At 39.3% G+C, this 23,260-nt stretch carries 18 protein-coding genes, 14 tRNA genes and 1 rRNA gene (1 of these 33 only partly in view); 5 read left to right on the top strand and 28 right to left on the bottom strand.

Features of this window, described 5'->3' with window-relative positions; translation table 11 throughout:
* The 5 genes from H0486_RS01795 to H0486_RS01775 all read right to left on the bottom strand — a co-directional run bounded on the left by H0486_RS01795 (position 1) and on the right by H0486_RS01775 (position 5,984).
* A complete protein-coding gene (locus tag H0486_RS01795) occupies positions 1 to 561 on the bottom strand; it encodes a DJ-1 family glyoxalase III (protein ID WP_228351377.1) in 561 nt (186 codons plus the stop codon).
* 78 nt (positions 562 to 639) lie between these two features.
* Positions 640 to 2,352 (bottom strand): collagen-binding domain-containing protein, encoded by a 1,713-nt coding sequence (locus H0486_RS01790; protein ID WP_228351376.1) that lies wholly within the window; start codon positions 2,350 to 2,352, stop codon positions 640 to 642.
* 203 nt (positions 2,353 to 2,555) lie between these two features.
* A complete protein-coding gene (locus tag H0486_RS01785) occupies positions 2,556 to 3,227 on the bottom strand; it encodes a potassium channel family protein (protein ID WP_228351375.1) in 672 nt (223 codons plus the stop codon).
* Between the two features lie 25 nt (positions 3,228 to 3,252).
* The gene (locus tag H0486_RS01780; protein WP_228351374.1) at positions 3,253 to 4,569 is read right to left on the bottom strand and encodes a hemolysin family protein; all 1,317 of its coding nucleotides are present in this window, start codon (positions 4,567 to 4,569) and stop codon (positions 3,253 to 3,255) included.
* A 122-nt stretch (positions 4,570 to 4,691) separates the two neighbouring features.
* The gene (locus H0486_RS01775) at positions 4,692 to 5,984 is read right to left on the bottom strand and encodes a TrkH family potassium uptake protein (RefSeq protein WP_228351373.1); all 1,293 of its coding nucleotides are present in this window, start codon (positions 5,982 to 5,984) and stop codon (positions 4,692 to 4,694) included.
* 278 nt (positions 5,985 to 6,262) lie between these two features.
* Here H0486_RS01775 and H0486_RS01770 point away from each other — a divergent pair, with 278 nt between their 5' ends.
* The 4 genes from H0486_RS01770 to H0486_RS01755 all read left to right on the top strand — a co-directional run bounded on the left by H0486_RS01770 (position 6,263) and on the right by H0486_RS01755 (position 11,373).
* A complete protein-coding gene (locus tag H0486_RS01770; protein WP_228351372.1) occupies positions 6,263 to 7,246 on the top strand; it encodes an AEC family transporter in 984 nt (327 codons plus the stop codon).
* Positions 7,247 to 7,276: 30 nt separating this feature from the next.
* Positions 7,277 to 8,953, top strand: coding sequence for a LytS/YhcK type 5TM receptor domain-containing protein (locus H0486_RS01765; protein ID WP_228351371.1), 1,677 nt, complete (start codon positions 7,277 to 7,279; stop codon positions 8,951 to 8,953).
* Positions 8,954 to 9,004: 51 nt separating this feature from the next.
* Positions 9,005 to 9,751: a LytR/AlgR family response regulator transcription factor gene (locus H0486_RS01760; RefSeq protein ID WP_228351370.1), complete on the top strand. Its 747-nt coding sequence runs from the start codon at positions 9,005 to 9,007 to the stop codon at positions 9,749 to 9,751.
* Between the two features lie 131 nt (positions 9,752 to 9,882).
* Positions 9,883 to 11,373, top strand: coding sequence for a carbon starvation CstA family protein (locus H0486_RS01755; protein WP_228351369.1), 1,491 nt, complete (start codon positions 9,883 to 9,885; stop codon positions 11,371 to 11,373).
* Between the two features lie 132 nt (positions 11,374 to 11,505).
* Here H0486_RS01755 and H0486_RS01750 read toward each other — a convergent pair.
* The 11 genes from H0486_RS01750 to H0486_RS01700 form a co-directional block, all read right to left on the bottom strand.
* Positions 11,506 to 11,585 (bottom strand) — tRNA-Leu (locus H0486_RS01750).
* A gap of 36 nt (positions 11,586 to 11,621) precedes the next feature.
* Positions 11,622 to 11,694, bottom strand: a tRNA-Lys gene (locus H0486_RS01745).
* Between the two features lie 466 nt (positions 11,695 to 12,160).
* Positions 12,161 to 12,233: transfer RNA gene (locus H0486_RS01740), tRNA-Gln, on the bottom strand.
* Positions 12,234 to 12,343: 110 nt separating this feature from the next.
* A tRNA-His gene (locus H0486_RS01735) sits at positions 12,344 to 12,417 on the bottom strand.
* A 35-nt stretch (positions 12,418 to 12,452) separates the two neighbouring features.
* A tRNA-Arg gene (locus H0486_RS01730) sits at positions 12,453 to 12,526 on the bottom strand.
* 79 nt (positions 12,527 to 12,605) lie between these two features.
* A tRNA-Gly gene (locus H0486_RS01725) sits at positions 12,606 to 12,676 on the bottom strand.
* A 96-nt stretch (positions 12,677 to 12,772) separates the two neighbouring features.
* A tRNA-Pro gene (locus H0486_RS01720) sits at positions 12,773 to 12,847 on the bottom strand.
* Positions 12,848 to 12,907: 60 nt separating this feature from the next.
* On the bottom strand, positions 12,908 to 13,060 hold the full coding sequence (locus H0486_RS01715) for a hypothetical protein (protein WP_228351368.1): 153 nt from the start codon (positions 13,058 to 13,060) through the stop codon (positions 12,908 to 12,910).
* Between the two features lie 58 nt (positions 13,061 to 13,118).
* Positions 13,119 to 13,607 carry a metallophosphoesterase family protein gene (locus tag H0486_RS01710; RefSeq protein WP_228351367.1) on the bottom strand — a complete coding sequence of 163 codons (489 nt, stop codon included), beginning with the start codon at positions 13,605 to 13,607 and terminating at the stop codon, positions 13,119 to 13,121.
* A gap of 1 nt (position 13,608) precedes the next feature.
* Positions 13,609 to 14,220 carry an XTP/dITP diphosphatase gene (locus H0486_RS01705; RefSeq protein WP_228351366.1) on the bottom strand — a complete coding sequence of 204 codons (612 nt, stop codon included), beginning with the start codon at positions 14,218 to 14,220 and terminating at the stop codon, positions 13,609 to 13,611.
* Positions 14,221 to 14,250: 30 nt separating this feature from the next.
* Positions 14,251 to 15,510, bottom strand: a complete 1,260-nt coding sequence (locus tag H0486_RS01700; RefSeq protein ID WP_228351365.1) for an N-acetylmuramoyl-L-alanine amidase family protein — start codon at positions 15,508 to 15,510, stop codon at positions 14,251 to 14,253.
* Between the two features lie 256 nt (positions 15,511 to 15,766).
* Between H0486_RS01700 and H0486_RS01695 the strand changes: the two genes are divergently transcribed.
* Entirely contained in the window at positions 15,767 to 16,684 is a 918-nt protein-coding gene (locus tag H0486_RS01695; RefSeq protein WP_228351364.1) for an alpha/beta fold hydrolase, read from the top strand.
* 94 nt (positions 16,685 to 16,778) lie between these two features.
* Here the strand turns inward: H0486_RS01695 and H0486_RS01690 are convergent, their stop codons facing one another.
* From H0486_RS01690 to H0486_RS01635, 12 genes are all read right to left on the bottom strand, one after another.
* Positions 16,779 to 17,924, bottom strand: a complete 1,146-nt coding sequence (locus tag H0486_RS01690; protein ID WP_228351363.1) for a THUMP domain-containing class I SAM-dependent RNA methyltransferase — start codon at positions 17,922 to 17,924, stop codon at positions 16,779 to 16,781.
* A gap of 97 nt (positions 17,925 to 18,021) precedes the next feature.
* Entirely contained in the window at positions 18,022 to 18,354 is a 333-nt protein-coding gene (locus H0486_RS01685) for a rhodanese-like domain-containing protein (protein ID WP_228351362.1), read from the bottom strand.
* A gap of 105 nt (positions 18,355 to 18,459) precedes the next feature.
* Positions 18,460 to 18,756: a hypothetical protein gene (locus H0486_RS01680; RefSeq protein WP_228351361.1), complete on the bottom strand. Its 297-nt coding sequence runs from the start codon at positions 18,754 to 18,756 to the stop codon at positions 18,460 to 18,462.
* A 414-nt stretch (positions 18,757 to 19,170) separates the two neighbouring features.
* A complete protein-coding gene (locus H0486_RS01675; RefSeq protein ID WP_228351360.1) occupies positions 19,171 to 19,626 on the bottom strand; it encodes a DUF1700 domain-containing protein in 456 nt (151 codons plus the stop codon).
* A 119-nt stretch (positions 19,627 to 19,745) separates the two neighbouring features.
* A tRNA-Arg gene (locus H0486_RS01670) sits at positions 19,746 to 19,819 on the bottom strand.
* 48 nt (positions 19,820 to 19,867) lie between these two features.
* Positions 19,868 to 19,953, bottom strand: a tRNA-Leu gene (locus H0486_RS01665).
* Between the two features lie 5 nt (positions 19,954 to 19,958).
* A tRNA-Val gene (locus tag H0486_RS01660) sits at positions 19,959 to 20,031 on the bottom strand.
* A gap of 42 nt (positions 20,032 to 20,073) precedes the next feature.
* Positions 20,074 to 20,147 (bottom strand) — tRNA-Asp (locus tag H0486_RS01655).
* Positions 20,148 to 20,161: 14 nt separating this feature from the next.
* Positions 20,162 to 20,235 (bottom strand) — tRNA-Ile (locus tag H0486_RS01650).
* A gap of 148 nt (positions 20,236 to 20,383) precedes the next feature.
* Positions 20,384 to 20,455, bottom strand: a tRNA-Glu gene (locus H0486_RS01645).
* Positions 20,456 to 20,547: 92 nt separating this feature from the next.
* A tRNA-Asn gene (locus H0486_RS01640) sits at positions 20,548 to 20,619 on the bottom strand.
* 91 nt (positions 20,620 to 20,710) lie between these two features.
* A 23S ribosomal RNA gene (locus H0486_RS01635) occupies positions 20,711 to 23,260 on the bottom strand; it runs 526 nt beyond the window's last position.

Below are 23,260 nucleotides of genomic sequence, written 5' to 3'. Positions count from 1 at the left end.
TTAATCCGTATAAAACGGATATTGTATAGCCGCTGCAATCTCTTTTGCTTTATCCGCTCCCGAAAAGAACTTAATGATAGCTAATGAAAAATCAATTGCAGCACCCATACCTTTGGCGGTTATAATATTACCATCCGTTACAACTGCCTCATTTACTATCTGTGCACCGCCCATATTATTCTCGTGTCCCGGATAGCATACTGCATTTTTCCCTTCCAGTAAGCCTTTCGTGCCAAGAACTATGGGCGCCGCACAGATTGCAGCAAGTGGTATCTTCTTTGCATGAGCATCTTTCAATAAGCTATCTAATCCGGCATGATTCTGCAAATTCTTTGTCCCAGGCATACCTCCGGGAAGAATCAGCATATCCGCATCCGTACAATTGATTTCTTCAAACAAGGCATCTGCTTGAGTAGTAATCTGATGTGATCCGGTAACCATTCTCTTTCCTGTAATGGAAACCATCGTAATATCTATATTCGCCCTACGCAACAGGTCTACTACTGTTAGCGCTTCAATTTCCTCGTGTCCTTCTGCCAAAAAAATATATATCTTTGCCATTTATCTCATCCTTTCGTATTTTACTATTCTTTATTATACGGTTATTTCCCAGTTTTATCAATATTACTGTTTCGACCATTATTCGATAATCAAATTGGTTACCCCGACATTTTTCAAGGTTAACATTGGTTTGCAGTTTCCTCTGCTCTTTCCGTTCGTAATAGGACAAATGACAAGCTTATAACAGTCATCATAATTTGCCTCAAATTGGAAGCAGCCACAACAGGATATTTTGGTGCAGTTCGCTAGTACTTTCCTTTCTCCGCATATACGATAAAGCTTTATCTCCCAATAGTGATCATGACAGCAGCTACATCCCCAGATACATCCGAAGATTACTCCCGGAATAATCAAACAGTCTTTGCATGGCTCCTGTTCCGGGCATGGTATGGGGACTGGTATTGGTACCGGATGAATTTCAACATAGGCTTTTGATTCGGGGCATTCCGGACATACTGGACATTCTGGACATGGCTCTGGTTTTGGGCAGGCCGGGCAGGGTTCCGGTTCCGGACAGATTGGACAGGGTGCTGGGGTTGGACAGGGCTCCGTTTCTGGGCAGACCGGGCAGGGTTCCGGTTCCGGACAGGGTTCCGGTGTTGGACATGGTTCCGGTGTTGGACAGGGTTCCGGTGTTGGACAAGGCTCTGGTGTTGGACAAGATTCCGGTTCTGGACACGGTGGACAGGGTGCCGGTTCCGGAATAGGAGCAGGTATCGCAATATCAATAATCTCTTCAGGGAGCTCCGGTGGCATAGGAGCCATTTCCATACAATTCACACCACCGGCGAATTGATATTGATGGAACTCGAAACCACTGGTAGCACTGACAGCAAAGGAACCAAGAGCCGCATTACCATTGACATTGCCTCCCGTCGGATGTGCATGAAACATTGCTTGCGGCGCAAGAACGCTTCCCCATATTGCTGCTGGTGATTCCATGTAGATATTCATTGCATCTTCAAAGACATACAATGTATTGTGTACATTACGATTGTCTCCCCACAAGCCGTATTGTATATGTGCATTATTGCCGGTACGAAGGCGGATAATTGCCAGACTTCCAGGCGGTATATCCAGATGAATCTCTTTTGTTAATAATCCATTAGGACTTACATCAATTAAAAATACATTCTGTTCCGGATCTGTTCCCCTTAGTATCCATTGATGAAAGCGTTCTGTTACAGTACCATTGGGTTCCAGATCATTAATACAGTCATGATAATAGCTTATACTTTCCTTTGCATCATTAAAAAATGAGGTTAAATCCGCTCTGATTCTGCTGGCAGGAATATATCTGGGTACGTCATAACTGGATACAGCATAATGTGAATTGCGGTCACTCAGCCTCCAATATCTACTTCCGCCATTTACCTGATATAAATTCATCAGCTCCTGTGCTTGATTCGGTGATCCATCCTTTCCAATCATATAGGTACTTCCACTAGCCGCACGGAAATTGCCTCCTGCCACTACATGACCGATTACTACGAGGGGCCCTTGCATGGCAACGTTCCCACCTACCAGAAAGCGAACCAGGTCTGGGCTATATCCAGTTCCTTGAAGCTTTCCATCATTTCCATAAGCTAAGCTGAGGCCTCTAGGACTGACAAAGTTGCCTCCTATTGCCATAGCACCTTTTGTATCTACTATATTATTCGCATCCCCAAATATAATTGCGTTAAAGTAGGAAGCGATACCAAATGGTTGACCGGAGATATCATACCAGTTTAGGTCATCGTATGGGATTCCGGCATAGGATAAAGCTTCGTTATCGTTATTGTTATACATGGTAACCTCCTTGAAAACACAACGAATTCCAATATTCTCAATTCAGTTTATTCAATAGAAAAATAATCGTGCCACTTTTATCACTTTTCCTATCAAACTGCATAATAAACGTCTTTTCCTATAAATAATATAAGGATTGTTGCATAATGTACCAGCAGTAATTGTGCAACAACCCTTTTTATGATAATGACTGAATTATTGTGTTATGAACGGAGGTATTCTTCAAACTTCCGAATATCCTCTTTATTACCAACGACTACAATATAATCTCCTTTACTCATTAGTAAATCGGGAGTAATATAGGTAGTCGTCTTCCCTTCATGCTCAAGAGCAATTATGTTAAGCTTATACTTCTTTCGTACTCCGGATTCCAAAACTGTCTGACCAGCAACCTTATCAGTTAATTTGATTTCTGATATGGAGATATCATTGTTCAAAGCAATATAATCCATTACTCTCGATGAAAGTAAACGATTAGCCAAGCGAATGGCCATATCATGTTCAGGATATACCACCTCAGCACCTATTTTCTCAAGAACATTTCCCTGCTCCTGGCTTATTGCTTTCGCTATGACTCTGGGAACCCCCATACTTATTACATTTAAGGTTGTCAGGATACTGACATCTATTTTTTCGCCAATACACACAATAACCGTGTCACAGTTCTGTATTCCGGTATCGAGCAATGTCTCCTTTGATAGGTCGTTAACAACCAGCGCATTATCTGTCAAATTCCTGATTTGCTTAATCTTCTTTTCATTATTATCGAGAACTAATACTTCTTTACCAGCCTCCGCCAGACTCGAAGCAAGGGCATAACCAAAATGTCCCAAACCAATAATACCAAATTCTATTGCCGCTTTATGGCCAAACATGATATCCCCCCTGTAATGAATCGAGCTATTCTTCCTCTTCTTTTCCGATATATAGCTTTACCTTGTCAATTCTCTTATGCTTAACGCTCTCCAGTTTAAATACTAGGTTGTCCAGCTCAATTGTACGATCGTCATTCTCCTGCGGTATCGTTCCTAATCTGTCAATCAGAAAGCCCGATATTGTATCATAGTTCTCAGAGTATAGGTTAAGGTCCAGCTTGTTATTCAGCTCATCTATGGAGGTCAGACCATCAATTAGGTAAGTTGAATCATCCACTTTCTTAATTTTATAGGATACTGGATCATACTCGTCCTCAATATCTCCCATAACCTCTTCTACCAGATCCTCCATCGTTACAATTCCGGCAAATCCGCCATATTCATCGATTAATACAGCTATTTGCTTCTTTGACTGCTGGAGTTCTTTAAATAAATCCTTAATAATTTTACTTTCCGGCACAAGAAAAGGCTTTTTCATTATGCTTCTGATATCGACATTCTTATAGCCTGACTTCACAGCCGTCTTTAAAAAGTCTTTTATATACAGCATACCTACAATATTATCGATATCCTCTTCATACACAGGTATTCTGGTATATTTGGTATTAAGCAAATCGTCCAGATATTCTTCCTTTGGAGCAGAAATATCGATAGCAAATACGTTAATTCTGGGTGTCATAATTTCCTTAGCGGACTTTTCATCAAACTCCATGATGGAGTTAATCATTTCTTTTTCCTTTTTATTAAGTACACCCTGTACCTGACCCTCATTCACGAGAGATTTTAGTTCTTCTCTTGATAAGATTTCCTCTGTGTTTCCCTCCTTCATACCAAAGGGCATAGTAACAATATTAGTTGAGAAGGTTAACAGCTGTATGAATGGATATGCAATTTTAGCAACTATCTTGATTGGCTTCACGCAAAACATACTAATCGCTTCCGGTTTTTGCAAAGCCACCCTTTTTGGTACCAGCTCACCAAACACCAACGTAAAATAAGATAAAATCAATGTTACAGATACTAAAGCGATTTGTTCTCCATAAGGAATATTATGTTCTGACAGCCAAGCACCCAAGGGGTCTGACAATCCTGATGCAGCGGATGCACTGGAGAAAAATCCAGCAAGGGTAATTGCTACCTGGATAGTTGATAAGAATTTCGTTGGTTCTTCCAAAAACTGAAGTACCAGCTTTGCACTCTTCTTTCCTTCCTCCGCCAATTTTTTTACTTTATTCTTATTTACAGAAACCATAGCCATTTCTGCACATGCAAAAAAGGCATTTACCATTGTCAATATGATTAATATGATTATCTGTCCAACAATCTGATCTGAACCAGACATTATGACCTCCAATTATTCTCTCTGATATATCGTATATCTTGTATTATTTTTTATTTGGTTTATCCATTTATTTTATTAAGATAGAAAGTAGTATAACATAAATAAAAATTTTTTCTATCTTTTTATCCAATCGTCAGCGTTTCTTCAGAATAATGTGCATTACTTAACTGCCTCGAGGATAATAGAGCAGTAATTGTCAATGGACCAATTCTACCGATAAACATACTTATGATAATAATGCATTTACTAATCGGAAGTAACTCTGAAGTAATTCCTGTCGAGAATCCAACTGTGGCTAGACCGGAAACCGCTTCAAAAAGCAACTGTATAAATGTATAATCCGGTTCTAAAGCACATAGCAAAAACGTACATAGGCATATCAGAAGCATTGCCAAAAACGTAAGCATAAATGCTTTTGATATAACTTCGGATGGAATTTTTCTCTTAAATCCACTACAATGCTTATTTTTCGCTGCACTGTAAGTTGCTTTAATCAAAGTAAATGCTGTAGTTGTCTTTATCCCACCACCGGTGGAGCCCGGAGAAGCTCCAATAAACATAAGAAGTATCAGCAAAAACAATCCCGCACTTGTAAAATTCTCCACCTGAAACGTGGAAAATCCAGCTGATCTTGAAGAGGTGCTGAAGAAAAAGGCCCCTAACCAACTGATATCTTCGATAAGCTTTATCAAAATCGTACCTATAAACAATAAAGAAATTGTCATTGTGATTACAACCTTTGTGTGAAGCGAAAACTTTCGGAATGATCGTTTATATATAATCTCATCAACAACCACAAATCCTAACCCGCCGAAAATAATCAATCCACAGGTTGTCAAATTCAATAAGACGTTCGATTGATAGGGAGTTAAATTCGTTAGCCCTCCTAATATATCAAATCCTGAACTATTAAAAGCGGCTACTGAATGAAATAAACTGATTCCAATTGCTCTGGGTAACGGATAATCTTTTGAAAACACAACAAAGCTCAATATTGCACCAATTCCCTCAAAGCATAAGGTCATAATCAATACGGATTTTACCAATCTTACTACTCCCCTAATAGAAGTCAGATTTAAGGATTCTTTTACCAGGATTTGATCTTTATAGCCCAGCTTTTTTTTGGCTAACAGGATAAAACCAACACCGACTGAAGTTACCCCAATGCCACCGATCTGTATTAATAGCGCTATAATGGATTGTCCCAGAAAATTAAAGGTGTCATATGTATCCACAACAATTAGGCCCGTGACACATACCGCACTGGTAGACGTAAATAGTGCATCAATAAAGGATACATCCATACCTGTTCTATGGGTAAACGGAAGATAGAGCAATATAGAACCAATTAATATTGTGAAGGCAAAACCCAAAGCAATATACCTGCCAGGGGTCATCCTTTTTGGAATATGCATATTTCTCCAATCCTTTTTGCATAAATAGTATCATATTTAATCAATAAATCCATATGTCAATATAATTAAAATGCCAACAACAAGATTATTTTAACACTATTATGATAAATATGGTATTAGAAATTTATTATTCTTATTAATAATTTATTAATTTTAGTTTATGAAACGTTCAGGTTTAACTGATTAGGAATTAATGGTATGAAGTTTCTCTCATTATATAGCATTTGTTGTCATATTATGTTAATATAATATTATACATTTCAATAAAGCATGTTCAAATGAAATGTGAAATAAATGAAAGGGATATGACTGATTTGAATAACATAATACTTGCATTCAGCGTAGTATTCCCATTAATGCTTATGATGTTTGTGGGTTATATCTTACGACGAAGACATATTACCGATGAGCCTTCCCTGCAGGTGATGAACAAAATGGTCTTTCGCTTTTTTCTTCCTTTGCTTCTGTTTCTTAATATATATTCACTCAAACCGGAGGAGGCTATGAATAAGGCAAACAGCCGCTTACTTATTCTGGCCTTCCTATGTATTATTGGAGCAGTAGTTTTGACTCATCTTATTCTCTCTCTCTTTATAAAGGATAAGAAGAAACGAAGCGTTATGATACAAGGTATTTTTCGTAGTAATCTGGTTATATTCGGGATACCGATTACTGCCTCCATATATGGAGATGATAGAATCGGTATTGTATCCATGCTTGCCGCATTTGTCGTTCCTCTGTTTAATATTCTGGCTGTTGTTGTTCTTGAAAGTTATCGAGGAAGCAGAGTTAACATAAAGCAGCTATTAATCGGGTTAATAAAAAACCCTTTAATTATTGTAGCCTTTCTCGGCTTTCTATGTCAAATTATAAGATGGCAGATACCCGATTTTATTCTCTCTTCATTACAAAGTATGTCCAAGGTGGCTACTCCCCTTGCATTTGTTGTGTTGGGAGGTACCTTTCAGTTTAGCCGTCTTTCCAAGAATCTTACTTATCTGATTATTACGATAATCGGCAAATTGATTCTAATTCCGAGTATTGTACTTACGATTGCTCTACTGCTTGGCTTTCGAAATGAAGCCTTAGTTGCTCTCATCGGTGCCTTTGCTTCTCCGACAGCCGTATCCTCCTTTAACATGGCAATTGAAATGGATGCGGATGGCGAACTTGCCGGCCAGGTTGTAGTTATTTCATCCATATTAAGTATCCTAACTATCTTTATATGGATTCTTATACTCAAAACATTACAGGTTATATAGCGTTAATATGCTCGGTTTAGGAGGTGCAGTTTGAATACTGAGATACTGAAAAGCATAATTTTCAATGTTAGTTTACTTGTCTTGATTGCACAGGTGTTAGCTCGAATCGGCTTTGTAAAAAAATATATATTACATGACAGACACAATCTGAAAGAACAGGTCATTTTAGTGATTTTATTTAGTTGTGTATGTATTATATCTAACTATACAGGATACAAGGTGAACGGTGCATATGCTAATACACGTGTCATAGGTGTCATGGCGTCCGCTTATATCGGTGGACCTTTGGTTGGAATTATGACAGCGATAATCGCAGGCACACATCGGTTATTAATGGACATAAATAGCTTCTCCTCCATTGCCTGTGTTACTTCCACTATAGTAGAAGGTTTTTTTGCTGCAATCTATTCAAAGAAAGTAAAAAAGCTTAAATATGATAGTACCATGTTATTTTGTCTTACCTTCGTGGCAGAAATTATTCAGATGTTCATCATATTGCTCGTTGCAAAGCCATATGAGCTTGCTCTGCAACTAGTGAGTAGTATCGCAATACCAATGGTTTTTTTTAATTCATTTGGTATGGTATTCTTTGTCAGCGTATTTAAATCTGTCTTTGTGGAACACGAGCAAATGATAGGAGAAAAGTTAAAACTGACTTTTGAGATAACGGAGCGATGTATTCCACTTCTTCGAACTGGACTATATGATGAAGCAAACTGTAGCAGAATCGGGGATATCATTCTTACATTCTTCCATAATCAGGGGGTATTGTTTACCGACACCGAACGGATCCTAAGTTCCAATGGAAATTTGGCTAAACTCTCTTGGAACGACAAGAAAATACCAGAAATTGTTAAACAGGTGCTTACAGAAAACACCGTATGCGTAAAGGAGAATGCACCAGAGGGGGATGTACTGTACGATGTACTACAGAAGTTAACAGCAATTGGGGCACCACTGACTAAGGATGGACAACCCTTTGGATGCATGGTTATATTTGTGCGAAGCTACAAAATATCATTCCAGTCAGATATTGAATTTGTGAACGGACTTAGTAAACTCTTCTCCTTACAATATGAACTTTCTGAAAAGGATAAGCAGAAAGAACTTCTTCAAAAGGCGGAATACCATTCATTACAATCTCAAATCAACCCACATTTTATCTTTAACGCCCTCAATACAATCAGTACCTTCTGTCGAGAAAAGCCTGAGATGGCTAGGGAGCTTCTGATTGCGCTTGCTACTTATTTTCGTAAATCCCTACAGACACAGAATACTTTTGTAAGCTTGAACGAAGAAATGCAGTATGTAAATGCCTATTTACAGATTGAAAAGGCAAGGTTTGATGATCGTCTCGAGATTGAAATTGACATTTTGGGTGATTTGGAATGTCGAATGCCATGTCTTATTCTACAGCCCATTGTAGAAAATGCAGTGGTTCATGGAGCAATGAAACGTAGGCATGGAATTGTTAAGATTGCTGCAAAGGATATGGGAGATAAGGTCATGATATCTGTCGCAGATAATGGATATGGTATTGAACAAGAGGTCATTGATGCAATTATGGAGAATAAGATTGATAGCTCACATATAGGACTTTCAAACGTCCATAGAAGACTCTTGCTTACCTACGGAAAAAATCACGGGTTAGAGATACAGACATCTTCAAAGGGTACAGTAATCAATATATATATCCCGAAGTCTTGATAAAAATTATTTTATTTTATGTAAGACCAATTCAAACAAGGAGACAATGCAATGAAAATAGGTATTATTGATGATGAAAAACCAGCAAGAAGTGAACTGAGATATCTAATTCAAAATCTCGAACCGGAAGCAAAGATCGTTGAGATGGAATGTGGAGAGGAAGCCTTGGAGCTTTTTGCAACGGAAACGTTTGATTTGCTCTGCATAGATATAAATCTTGGTGATATAAGTGGAACCACTTTAGCAGCAACCGCGAGAAAGATGTTTCCAAAAGTTGAGATTGTATTTGCCACGGCCTATAATAATTACGCTGAAAAGGCATTTGAAGTGGATTCCATGTATTATTTGATGAAGCCTTTTTCTATGGAAAAAGTAGATCATATGCTACACCGATACCATAGTCGTCATATGCAACAAGCAAATGAGAGTGAGAATCAAAGGGTTCGTGAAAATCAGAAGCAAAAGCTTTCAAAGCTTTCCCTTACGATGGACAAAAAAATTATTATGGTTGATATATCTTCTATTGTATATATCGAAGCACAGAATCGAACCTGTATCATACATGCCAAAAATGCAACATATGAAGATACCAATCCATTGACCTATTTTGAGAAAAAACTAAAGCAGAATGGGTTCTTTAGAATTCAAAAAAGTTACCTAATCAATCTGAATCACATGAAAGAGATGTTCCCCTGGTTTAGCAATACGTATGGTGTAAGAATGGAGTATTATGAGGATAATATACTTCCAGTTAGTCGGAACCAAATAAAAAACTTAAAGGAAATATTAGGGATTTAACACGTGGAATTATACATTTTACAACATAATAAACACACTTAAACCAAAAAGTATATTCATTTTTAATAACAAATGCTAATATAAGTATCATGAATATGTGGAAATTGCACAATATAAAGGAGGGTACTGAATTGGCTACATTTATTATTGGTTTAGTATTGTTGATTGTTGGTGGTATGTTCTACGGTAAGGTTTGTGAGAAGGTATTCGGACCGGACGACAGAGAGACCCCTGCAATTACAAAAGCAGACGGTGTTGATTATGTTGTTATGAAACCATGGAAAAACATGCTGATTAACCTTTTAAACATTGCAGGCACCGGCCCAATACTTGGAGCAATTCAAGGTATTTTATTTGGACCTATTGCATTTATCACAATTCCGGTTGGATGTATTCTTGCTGGTGCAACGCATGATTATTTCTGTGGAATGATCTCAATGCGTAATGGCGGAGCACAGATTCCAAAATTAATTAATAAATATCTTGGAAAAGGTGCTAACAAGGTCTACAGCGTAATTATATGGATACTTATGCTTTTGACAGGTGTTGTATTCATCTATACCCCAGGTGATCTAATTGTTGGAGATATCCTTAAGCTGGATATCAACGGAGCTGCCATCTGGATTACTTATGCATGCATTCTTGGATACTATGTCATATCTACTATTTTCCCTATTGATCAGATTATTGGACGTATCTATCCAGTGTTTGGTGCTATACTTATCATATCCGCAGTTGGTGTATTTATTGGTATCTTGTGTGACGGCGGCTCAAGTATGACTAATCTTACAGCTGCCACTTTATTTAACCAACATCCCAGTGGGGTGAAATTTATCCCTGTGTTCTTTATCACAGTAGCATGCGGTATTATGTCCGGTTTCCACGGAAGTCAAGTTACTCTAATTTCAAGAACAGTTAAGCATGAAAAAGAAGGCCGTAAAACATTTTATTATATGATGATTGCTGAAGGTGCTATCGCAATGATTTGGGCTGCAGGTGCAATGGTCATGTTTGGAAGAGGAACTGACATAAGCACAGGAGCAACCTCCATGGTTGGTATTATTTCAAGAGGATTCATGGGCGGCTTCGGAGGACTATTTGCGATTGCAGGTGTTATTGTTTTACCAATCACATCCGGTGATACCGCTTTTCGAGCTCTTCGACTAATGATAGCAGAGCAGTTTAATATCGAACAAAAGAGTAAGATTAAACGTGTTGGATTGTCACTGATTATCTTCATTCCTGCAATTGCGATTCTTTTCTATGCGAAATCAAATGCTGCTGGTTTCAGCTTATTATGGAGGTATTTTGGATTTACGAACCAATTAGTAGCTACCTTTGCTCTTGCATTAATTGCAGTTTATTTAAAATCAAAAGGCCAGAATCACCTTATTACATTAATTCCAGGGATGTTCTATTCCTTTATCGTTACAAGTTACATTTGCCATGCTAACATTGGTTTTGGTATAGAAGAAAGATTAGGATCGGTATTTGGAATCGGCGCAGACAGTTATGTTATATCATATACCATTGGTGTCATAGTAGCCGTACTCTATGGATGGGGAATTACGAAGATCGCAGTAAAGAGAAGAGAAAAAATTCTCGCAACTAAGCTTGAGTAAATCATCTTATAGCATATTAAAAGAGGGTAAGACCTGCGTAATTGGTTTTACCCTCTTATTATATTTAAGAAATTATCTATTAAAAAATCCCCAAAGTCTTTAAATATAAGGCTTTGAGGACTTCCTAATCAGTGCGGATGAAGGGACTTGAACCCCCACTCTCTCGAACTAGATCCTAAGTCTAGCGCGTCTGCCAGTTCCGCCACATCCGCATAAGTTTTACGTCATTAAATTATTGACTATAAAAATGAGACATCCGGGATTCGAACCCGGGACACCATGATTAAAAGTCATGTGCTCTACCGACTGAGCTAATATCCCACATTATTTGAACTGTACCAATTTTCGTGTTATACAGAATTCATACCTCTATTATCAGGGTAGTTCACCGAAAATTGTAGTTCCTATTGTAGAACATTACTCTTAGGGCTGATTGCTTCTCAGCCGGACAACTCCGGTTAATCTTCCGTATAAAGTGGATATTTCGGCAAGCTGGGCAAGCCCAGTTTTTCGCTTAAGTCTTTATCTATTCGACAGTCATTGTCGGCAAGCTGGGCAAGCCCAGTTTTTCGCTTAAGTCTTTATCTATTCGACAGTCATTGTCGGCAAGCTGGGCAAGCCCAGTTTTTCGCTTAAGTCTTTATCCATTCGACAGTCATTGTCGGCAAGCTGGGCAAGCCCAGTTTTTCGCTTAAGTCTTTATCCATTCGACAGTCATTGTCGGCAAGCTGGGCAAGCCCAGTTTTTCGCTTAAGTCTTTATCCATTCGACAGTCATTGCCGAAAAACTGGGCTAGGTGGATTCGAACCACCGTAATGCAGGAGTCAAAGTCCTGTGCCTTACCGCTTGGCGATAGCCCAATGTAATGATCTATTACTTTCATTATTGAAACGATAGAAAGTACGCTTAGCGAACTTTCTATTCTCATGAATAAAAAGTCTTCTCAGACTTTTTAATATATCTAATATAGGGTGGGTAAAGGGATTCGAACCCTTGGCCTCCAGAGCCACAATCTGGCGCGCTAACCAACTGCGCTATACCCACCATAATCACCTTTCATCTTTCTTATAGATGAAAAATGTGCCAGAAGGGATTCGAACCCCCGACACATGGCTTAGAAGGCCATTGCTCTATCCAACTGAGCTACTAGCACATATTATGGTGTGATATGGTCTTTTCATAACAATTTAAAGAATAAAAATTATGTCCTTGCTATTTAAGTCCAAATATCAAGCGGGTGATGGGAATCGAACCCACGTATCTAGCTTGGAAGGCTAGTGTTCTACCATTGAACTACACCCGCATATAAAAGCTATTTTATTAGTTTGCCTCTACGTTATTGAAATTATTCCACTGAAACGAGAATTCCATTTGTAAAAAAGCATCATTGGTATATGAGTCGGGGTGACAGGATTCGAACCTGCGACCTCTTGATCCCAAATCAAGCACTCTAGCCAAGCTGAGCCACACCCCGAATATACGTATGATTAATTAGGCTTTTTCATTACTGATCATGAATTACCAGGGCACTTTACTATTCACATACTTGGCCACCAATGATTTCATATTGTGGCGAATACTGTGCATTTTCAAGGTTTTCACTCGTTCCAGCCGTGACGCAAGAATTATTATATAATAGCATATCACTATTGTCAACATCTTTTTTAAACTTTTTGTTGAATTCCATCACTTTCCTTCATACACGCTTCAAATCCCCTGTTATTAAGGATTTTCTTCCTGCCAGGTTAATCATCCTTATAATAATTCAGTGTAAAATGAGCATCTCCTCTTGAATCTATATCCATAATAATAAATGTGGGTATTCTGGTGTACTGTCTTGGAAGCGCTAAGCTACCAGGGTTGATAAACCATACACTATCACTTAAATCAATCACTGGTACATGGGTATGCCCAAACATAACAATATCTGCATTATTAGCTTTTGCCAGCTCCATAAGGCCACTTAAACTAAAATTCACACCATAACGATGTCCGTGAGTAATCATTACCTTATATTTGCCTATTTGTAACACTTTCTCTTTGGGCAAGGTGTTATAAAAATCATTATTACCAGCTACAATTTCCATTGGACAAGGCGTAATTGATCTAATATACTCCTCACCGCCTTCAAAATCGCCTAAATGAATTATCAAATCGATGGGACTGACTCTCTCCAACGTCTTTAATAAGTTATGATTTCTTCCATGCGTATCACTAACAATCAAAACCTTCATTTTACTCTCCTGGTGAGTTATTAAAATGGCAAGATAGTACCTCTTTCATTGCACGTAAAGCCTTCCCACGGTGACTAATCTGGTTCTTCTGTTCAGGTTGCAAATCCGCTGTCGTACAGTGATATTCCGGCACATAAAAAATAGGATCATAGCCAAACCCATTGGATCCGCTGATTTCATGTGCGATGTATCCCTCGATTGTTCCGCGACGGGTTACTACTTCTCCATCCGGAAACGCACATGCAATTACACAAACGAATCTGGCACTACGCTCCTCACCTACAGCATTCTTACACTGATCCAAAATATATTGGTTCTTTACGGTATAAGGTGTATCCTCCCCTAAGAACCGTGCTGAATAGACTCCGGGTGCTTTGTCCATATAATCAATCTCTATCCCGGAATCATCCGCTAATACAATCTCACCTGTTAACTCCATTACTGTCCTAGCCTTAATAATCGCATTTTCTTCAAAGGTAGACCCATCTTCAACAATATCCGGATTAAGACCTGCCTCTTTCATCGATACCAATTCTATATCTAATCCCTTTAATATTTCCCTTATTTCCTTCATTTTACCATCATTCGTCGTGGCAAATATAACTTTATGCATAACTCCTCCACTCTAGTCGGATCGTTATTCTTAGTCATCCATTCCCAGCTCGGCATAAGCTCTTATAATACCGTTATAAATTCCCTGAGCAACGGCTTTTCTATTCTCAGAATCACTTAAATAACTCATATCATAAATATTTGACATATATCCAACTTCAATAAGAATTGAAGGCACCTGGGCCTTTTTCATGATAAATATATCGTCACCACTCTTCTCTACAATGCCTCTATTTATAAGCGGAATGGTCTTACTAATTTCATCTGCGAATATACTAGCAAGCTCACTGGCCTTTACTCCCTTATATTCCGTGTCATAGTATAGTACTTCCGTACCGTTGGGACCAGTTACTTCATTTGAATTACAATGAATACTAATAAAATAATCACAATCAACAGCATTCGCTAAAGTTACTCTTGGTCGCAAAAACACCTTATCATCCGCTGTTCTTGTATAATACACTTTAATATTTTCCTTCATTAATAGCTCTTTAAGATGCAACAGGATATCTAAATTAATATCCTTCTCATAGCTAGAACTGTATACGGATAATGCTCCGGCATCCTTTCCTCCGTGCCCTGCATCTATTACAATAACCTTCTCAAATACCTCTGAAGGTTTACGTAAATCAATATAAAAATAATCAGAATCCTCATAAATAAAATGAGTATAAACACTGTCAAGTTCTATCAGAATTTGGGAAGTATAAAGATTGGTAATCGGATCTTTTCCGGTTTCGATGGTTATACCATGGCAAATATCTCTTCCAAAATCCTTCGTAACTACTTCCTTTACCGAATTATCTTCCTCATTGACTTCATAACTCGTAATCTCACTGTATTGAGGTTCTCCCTGGAATATATCATTTCCATGTATTCGAGAAATCATCCGATCCGTTATGACGCTATCTTTCATACCGGTAATAACAAGCTTTATACTCTGATTCATATATAAATCATCAAGATGGACCTTCAGATTTACTCCTTGAGGTTTTTCTATTTTTAGATACTTATCACTTAGTTTTTCATCGATATTCTCCTGTACATCTGGATTATACTCCAGTGACTGTATATTGCTATTAACTGTTTCATCCTGAATAGAGAGCTGTGTAAATGGATCCTGAATATCCCCCATAACGGCGGCATTCTGCATGGTCATCATTGAAGCTTCTACATTACTAGCCTTAATCAGTACTGTACGATGCTGCTGAAGGGCAAAAGAAACCGTAAAGATCACCATCATAAGTGCGACACTTTGTGCTGCAGCTTTCTTAAGTAGCGCATTATCCATACAAAGCCCTCCTATTGATACTTTTTTTAGCGCATTTATTCAACAATGTTTCTTAATATTACCGAAAAAAATCTGTATTATTACATAAATTATATAATACTCTGTGCATATTCTCAATGTTTTTTTGAAAATAAAACAATTTTTTGTTGATTTTTGGTTTACTGTGTCTTTGTTCCCAGTTGCATTTCCATTATTATACGTCTATAATATTGTTAAAACATCGTTTCTTTCTATGATCAGAGAAGGAGAATGCCATATGAATGAGGTAAACAGCATAGCAATTCGTCAAAAGGATGGATTTGTTACTAATTTAATTTATTATGCTTGCTCAAGTACTCCAAAGGCTAGTGTATTAATATTACATGGAATGGCTGAGCATCAAAATCGCTATCAGTCATTCGCTAATTTTTTAGCATCCAACGAAATTGATGTTTATATTTATAATCACCGAGGGCATGGAACAAATCAGAAATTAAGTGAATTGGGATACATTAGCTCAGAAAATGGATACCAGTTATTGATTGAAGACGCAATTGCTGTAAGTGATTATATCGTTCAAAACAATCGATGCAAAAAATTCTTTCTGCTTGGACATAGTATGGGTTCCCTGATTGCACGAAATGTAATACAAACCTTTCCCAATTATAATGGGGTTATCTTAATCGGTACCACCTTTCCACCTTACCTGCTTACTCTTTCTGGATTGTTTATCTCCAATTTGATTCGTACGATTAAAGGGGCTAAGCATCCTTCTCCATTTATGAATAAACTGATTTTAGGCAACAAAAAGTACACCTCTTTGGCTAGCCGAACCGCATTTGACTGGCTAACAAGAAGCAATCCGATTGTTGGAGCATATATTAATGATCCCTATTGTGGATTTATATGTACTGCCTCCTTTTATCAAGATCTACTAAGGCTTACCCGCCGTGCCTCCAAGAAAAAAAATATTCGTCTCGTAAATAGGGAGTTACCTCTTTTCATAATTAGTGGCGAATACGATCCAGTAGGTGGGTATGGCAAAGAAATCTTGAAATATGAATTAACATTGAAGCGATTTGGTTTTTCTAATACGACAACGAAAATATATCCAGAGTGTCGTCATGAATTAATAAATGAAATAAATAATCTAGAGATCTATGATGATATTCATCAATGGATAATAGAGCATTAGACGCATTGTGAAAAGGGGCTACTGTATAATGTATTAACAGGGGTTATGATAAGTCATAATCCCGGAGAAATATTATTCAGTAACCCCTTCTATATTAATTCTTTTTCGGTGGCTTTGGGCCCATATACTGATAAAAGTATGTTTTCATCATGCCATTATAAATTTTACGGTTTTTATCTGCCTTTCTTCCAATAAACTTTTGGGCATCTTCATACCCTGTAATAATATAATAGGACCAGCTATCCAAAGATCTAAATACCTTTCCCATATCTTTATACAAACCGGGTAATGCCTGCTTCTCTTCCAGCCTCTCGCCATAAGGAGGATTCGTAATTATAAATCCATAACGCTTATTACTGCTTAATTCAATAAGTGGCTTTTGTTGAAAGTGTATATATTGATCAACGCCTGCCCATCTGGCATTCTGTCTTGCTGCCTTGATGACTTCACCATCTATATCATATCCTTGAATTGACATCTCTATCTCTCTTCGCTGGAAATCCGATGCCTCCTCTCGAGCACGCTTCCACGTGGCTTCCGGGTAAAATTCCTTCCATGTTTCAGCTAAAAAAGATCTCTGACTCCCTGGTGCGATATTCGCTCCGATTAGGGCTGCTTCGATTGGAATCGTACCACTGCCACAGAAAGGATCAACTAATATTCTGTCTTTATTCCAAGGAGTCAGCATAATCAATGCAGCTGCCAATGTTTCTGTAATAGGTGCTTTACTCGTTAGCTTTCGATACCCTCTTTTGTGTAAGGATTCCCCCGAGGTATCAATACAGACAGTCACTTCATTTTTTATTATCGTTACACGAATCGGGTATGAGTCCCCCGACTCATCAAACCAATCTATCTTATATTTCATCTTCATTCTTTCAACTATCGCTTTTTTCATTATTGATTGAATATCAGATGGACTAAACAGTTTGCTGTTAATAGAATTTGCCTTTGCAACCCAGAATTTAGCGTCCTTAGGCAAATAATCCTCCCAAGGAAGAGCCTTTGTATTCTCAAATAACTCATCAAAAGTTTCTGCCTGAAACGATGCCACCTTCAATAATACACGCTCTGCAGTACGTAAAAACATATTAGCCCTGGCGCATGTATCCTCATCTCCGGTAAAGCTTACCTTACCATCCTCTACCTTTGTTATTTCCATCCCCAGATCAGTTAATTCGCGCTTTAATACGGACTCTAATCCGAAATGGCATGGTGACATATATTCTATTTGCTTCATTTTCCCTCCATGCGTTATACGCTATCTATCGTTTGATTTATTTGCCTTTTTATTGTAGCTTATATTCTAATTGAATTCAAGTTAATTAACATTAAGATTAGCTATGCTCAAGCCTTCCTCTATATGCTCTTAATCCTCCATACAAGCTCTTAATATTATACCCGTCTTTCATTAAATCTCTCGCTGCAAGCAAACTAATATTACCACGATCACAATAGAAAATAAGGAGATTATTACGCTGCAAATTCTTTTTTTCACTTTCAAGTTCTTCATATGGAATATTTATAGCGGTAGGTATATGCCCGGCATCATACTCATTCTTATCTCTGAGATCTATAATTACAACATCACGCATTCCTATATACCTAATGATATCATTTGTGCGAATTGTTTCAAAAGACATCCCTTTATTGTCACCGCCCTTCAGCAAAATTATCCCCTATATATTATATTCGTAAAATACCTATTTTGCGCACAAAGAAATCCCCCTAAGTACAACCTTAAGGGGATTTTTCATCATATAACAGCACTAATATTAATAGTTATTGTCTGCATCTTCCATATCTCTGAATCTGTTATTATTTGTATTTCTTACATTTCTGGAAGCATCATCTCTTGATGAATCCGCACATCTACTTCCTGTATTGGCATTACGGCTTGATCCAGTCGTGTAGTTGCTCGTGTTTGCATTTCTACTAGAATTATTGGATGTGTTATTGCTTGTATTAGCGTTTCGGCTGGAGTTGTTGCTTGTGTTGGCATTTCTGCTTCCAGTAGTAGTTGTATTGCTTGTTTGTGTTCTGTCATTAGCATTTCTTGAATTGTTGTTCATAACTGCCTCCTATTAGTGAGTTAAATTGATATTACAACATTATTATTAGCTTTTTGAATTCAAATATGCATTACATTAACTATGACCAGAATACTTTTTTATACCAACACTAACGGCATTCATATTCTTATAATAGTCCCAAATCAACTAAAACAGTATTATACAATTCCTAAAATTACTTTATTTAATTCATTAAATAAACTTTTTTAATATAAAGGTTGCATAATAATTTTATATGTATTATAATATTTAAGTGCTAGGGATCTTGTCCCGAGCATTTATATAACCCCTTATTAATTATTTATACTCCCCTCATCGAAAAGACCGCTTGGCTCCCCCAAGCGGTCTTTTCTTGATATAATTTCTTATTATTATCATTGTATTAATATCATCTCTCAATTTTAAATAATTCTATTATCTTCTACGCAATAGCATTACAAATAACAGTAAAATAATAATTGGTAAACCAAAAATAAATAGGATACGTAATAACAACTGTCCAACAGCAGCAATTATAATAATGATAAGCAAGAAAGCAATGATTAACGCTATTTTGTGATACCATTTTAGATTGGAATAAAAAACGTTATGATATCTTCTCTGTGTATCTTGATATCTTTCACTGTCGTCATAATTACTACTATGACGATCTGAATATCCTTCCTTTTGCTTCGCAGCCCGATTTGACTCAATTATTGACTTTGCGATCAGTCTGGGATCTCCAAGCTCATCTATTATCTTTTCTTCTTCAACGGATGATTGTCTGCTTATATATTGATCATAATATTTTATATTTTTATCGATCTCTACAGAATCTATTTCACCAATCAATGACTGTCGTAATATTTCAAGGAACTTACTTTTATCCATTTTAGACCAGCCTCCTTTGTAACATTCTAACATAACAGCTATTTCACGTAAATATAATAAACCTTAATAATCATAAAAAAAATGTGCATTATATACACTATGTATACAATGCACTTACCTGTGTGCTAGAGGATTCGAACCCCCGACCTTCTGGTCCGTAGCCAGACGCTCTATCCAGCTGAGCTAAGCACACATTTCTGCTGATAAATGAAAAACAGCACTATTCTATTCAATAGAATAATGCCGGCGACCGGAATCGAACCGGTACGGGAGATTAGTCCCGCAGGATTTTAAGTCCTGTGCGTCTGCCAGTTCCGCCACGCCGGCACTAATGGGACCTATAGGGCTCGAACCTATGACCCTCTGCTTGTAAGGCAGATGCTCTCCCAGCTGAGCTAAGATCCCTGGGTAATTCCTATATCACTTACATTATTAACTTAGAAACAACGACCCAGAAGGGACTCGAACCCTCGACCTCCGCCGTGACAGGGCGGCGCTCTAACCAACTGAGCCACTAGGCCAAATTTATATTAAGTGGACCTTCAGGGACTTGAACCCCGGACCGACCGGTTATGAGCCGGTTGCTCTAACCAACTGAGCTAAAGGTCCAAATGCCGTCAAAAAGAACTACGTTCTCGGGGACTTGAACCGATAACCCTGCCGATGCAAAATCAGCTGCTCTGCCGATTGAGCTTTATCGGTATTAAGGAAACAGGTTCCTCGGCAAATTGGCTTATTTTCTTATCTTTTATGACGATGACTCCAAGGGGATTTGAACCCCTGTTACCGCCGTGAAAGGGCGGTGTCTTAACCGCTTGACCATGGAGCCGCATTAGTGATTATATCATATTGCAAATAGCACTGTCAACACAAATAATCCAACTTAGTTAGCTTTCATTCATAATAATGCATTATTTATGACTCCCCGAGTAGGGCTCGAACCTACAACCCCACGGTTAACAGCCGTGTGCTCTACCATTGAGCTATCGAGGAATAACAATGATATTGACTAAATACTACACAAGAAAATGTACATCCAAGAGCTTCGTCTTGCGACTCCGCTCTTCCACTATATACCCTTTTTTAGGTTAAGCCCTCGACCTATTAGTAACAATCAGCTACATGCGTTACCGCACTTCCACCTTTGTCCTATCCACCTTGTCGTCTTCAAGGGGTCTTACTAGCTTGTGCTATGGGATATCTTATCTTGAGGGGGGCTTCACGCTTAGATGCCTTCAGCGTTTATCCCTTCCAAACTTGGCTACTCGGCCGTGCCATTGGTATGACAACCGATGCACCAGTGGTTCGTCCAACCCGGTCCTCTCGTACTAAGGTCAGCTCCTCTCAAATATCCTGCGCCCACGCCGGATAGGGACCGAACTGTCTCACGACGTTCTGAACCCAGCTCGCGTACCGCTTTAATGGGCGAACAGCCCAACCCTTGGGACCTACTACAGCCCCAGGATGCGATGAGCCGACATCGAGGTGCCAAACCACTCCGTCGATGTGAACTCTTGGGAGTGATAAGCCTGTTATCCCCAGGGTAGCTTTTATCCGTTGAGCGATGGCAATCCCACTTTATACCACCGGATCACTAAGTCCTACTTTCGTACCTGCTCCACCCGTCGGTGTCACAGTCAAGCTCCCTTCTGCCTTTGCACTCTTCGAATGGTTTCCAACCATTCTGAGGGAACCTTTGAGCGCCTCCGATACCCTTTCGGAGGCGACCGCCCCAGTCAAACTCCCCGCCTGACATTGTCCACCAGCCGGTTCACGGCTGCATGTTAGAAACCCAGTAACACAAGGGTGGTATCCCAACAGCGGCTCCTCTACGACCGGAGTCATAGATTCTTAGCCTCCCACCTATCCTGTGCATGCATTACCGAGTCCCAGTATCAAGCTAGAGTAAAGCTCCATGGGGTCTTTCCGTCCTGGCGCGGGTAACCAGCATCTTCACTGGTATTTCAATTTCACCGGGTGCATTGTTGAGACAGTGCCCAAATCATTACGCCTTTCGTGCGGGTCAGAACTTACCTGACAAGGAATTTCGCTACCTTAGGACCGTTATAGTTACGGCCGCCGTTTACTGGGGCTTAAGTTCAACGCTTCGCAAGGAACTAAAGTTCCTGCTAACGTCTCCCCTTAACCTTCCAGCACCGGGCAGGCGTCAGCCCATATACTTCACCTTACGGTTTTGCATAGACCTGTGTTTTTGCTAAACAGTTGCTTGGGCCATTTCTCTGCGGCCTGCTTTCGCAGGCGCCCCTTCTCCCGAAGTTACGGGGCCATTTTGCCGAGTTCCTTAACAATGCTTCTCCCGTCGGCCTTAGGATTCTCTCCTCATCTACCTGTGTCGGTTTACGGTACGGGCTTATGCAGAACAATAGCGGATTTTCTTGACGGCTTGGGTTCGGAAGCTTCGCTACTTTTGGTTCGCTCCTCATCACACTTCAGCATCATCCGGGGGATTTGCCTCCCTGACTCGCCTTTGTGCTTGAACCGGTTTTTCCTTTCCCGGCTCTTCCTACCCTTCCGTGTCCCCACAGTTCTGTCTGCATAAGGTACAGGAATTTCAACCTGTTGTCCATCGACTACGCTTCTCAGCCTCGCCTTAGGTCCCGACTTACCCGGGGCAGATCAGCTTTACCCCGGAAACCTTGGATATTCGGCCTAGAAGATTCTCACTTCTATCTCGCTACTCATTCCGGCATTCTCTCTTCTTAAATCTCCACTGCTCCTTCCGGTACAGCTTCGTCGTTTTAAGAATGCTCCTCTACCAATTGATTTCTCAATTCCACAGCTTCGGTGTCGTGTTTTAGCCCCGGACATTTTCGGCGCAGGATCTCTCGACTAGTGAGCTATTACGCACTCTTTGAATGTATGGCTGCTTCTAAGCCAACATCCTAGTTGTCTCTGAAATCCCACATCCTTTTCCACTTAACACTCACTTTGGGACCTTAGCTGGTGGTCTGGGCTCTTTCCCTTTTGACTACCCAACTTATCTCGTGTAGTCTGACTCCCGATCATTATTTATACGGCATTCGGAGTTTGATATGCTTCGGTAAGCTTTGACGCCCCCTAGGCAATTCAGTGCTCTACCTCCGTTAAACTAAATCGAGGCTAGCCCTAAAGCTATTTCGAGGAGAACCAGCTATCTCCGGGTTCGATTGGAATTTCTCCCCTATCCACACCTCATCACCACCCTTTTCAACGGATGTGTGTTCGGTCCTCCACCACCTTTTACGGCGGCTTCAACCTGGACATGGATAGATCACCCGGTTTCGGGTCTACTCTTACAGACTTGACGTGCTCTTAACACTTGGTTTCCCTTCGGCTCCAGACTTTCAGTCCTTAACCTTGCCTGCAAAAGTAACTCGCCGGACCGTTCTACAAAAAGTACGCGGTTGATGGCTATCTGCTTGCCTATTCACAGGAGCGATTATGTGTGGTAGGATGCGAATTGCAAGGAAACTCACGCAAGCGTAGTAGCCTACGCTGAGTAAGTTGACGCAGCAATTCACATTCTAACATATATAAGCGTTCCTATAGATAGGTAAGCAGATAGACACACCTTCCACAGCTTGTAAACACAGGGTTTCAGGTTCTCTTTCACTCCCCTCCCGGGGTTCTTTTC

This window comes from Variimorphobacter saccharofermentans (assembly GCF_014174405.1).
Taxonomy (GTDB): Bacteria; Bacillota; Clostridia; order Lachnospirales; family Lachnospiraceae; genus Mobilitalea; species Mobilitalea saccharofermentans.
The sequence above is the reverse complement of the archived record's forward strand: the minus strand, read 5'-3'. Positions and strand labels throughout refer to the sequence as shown.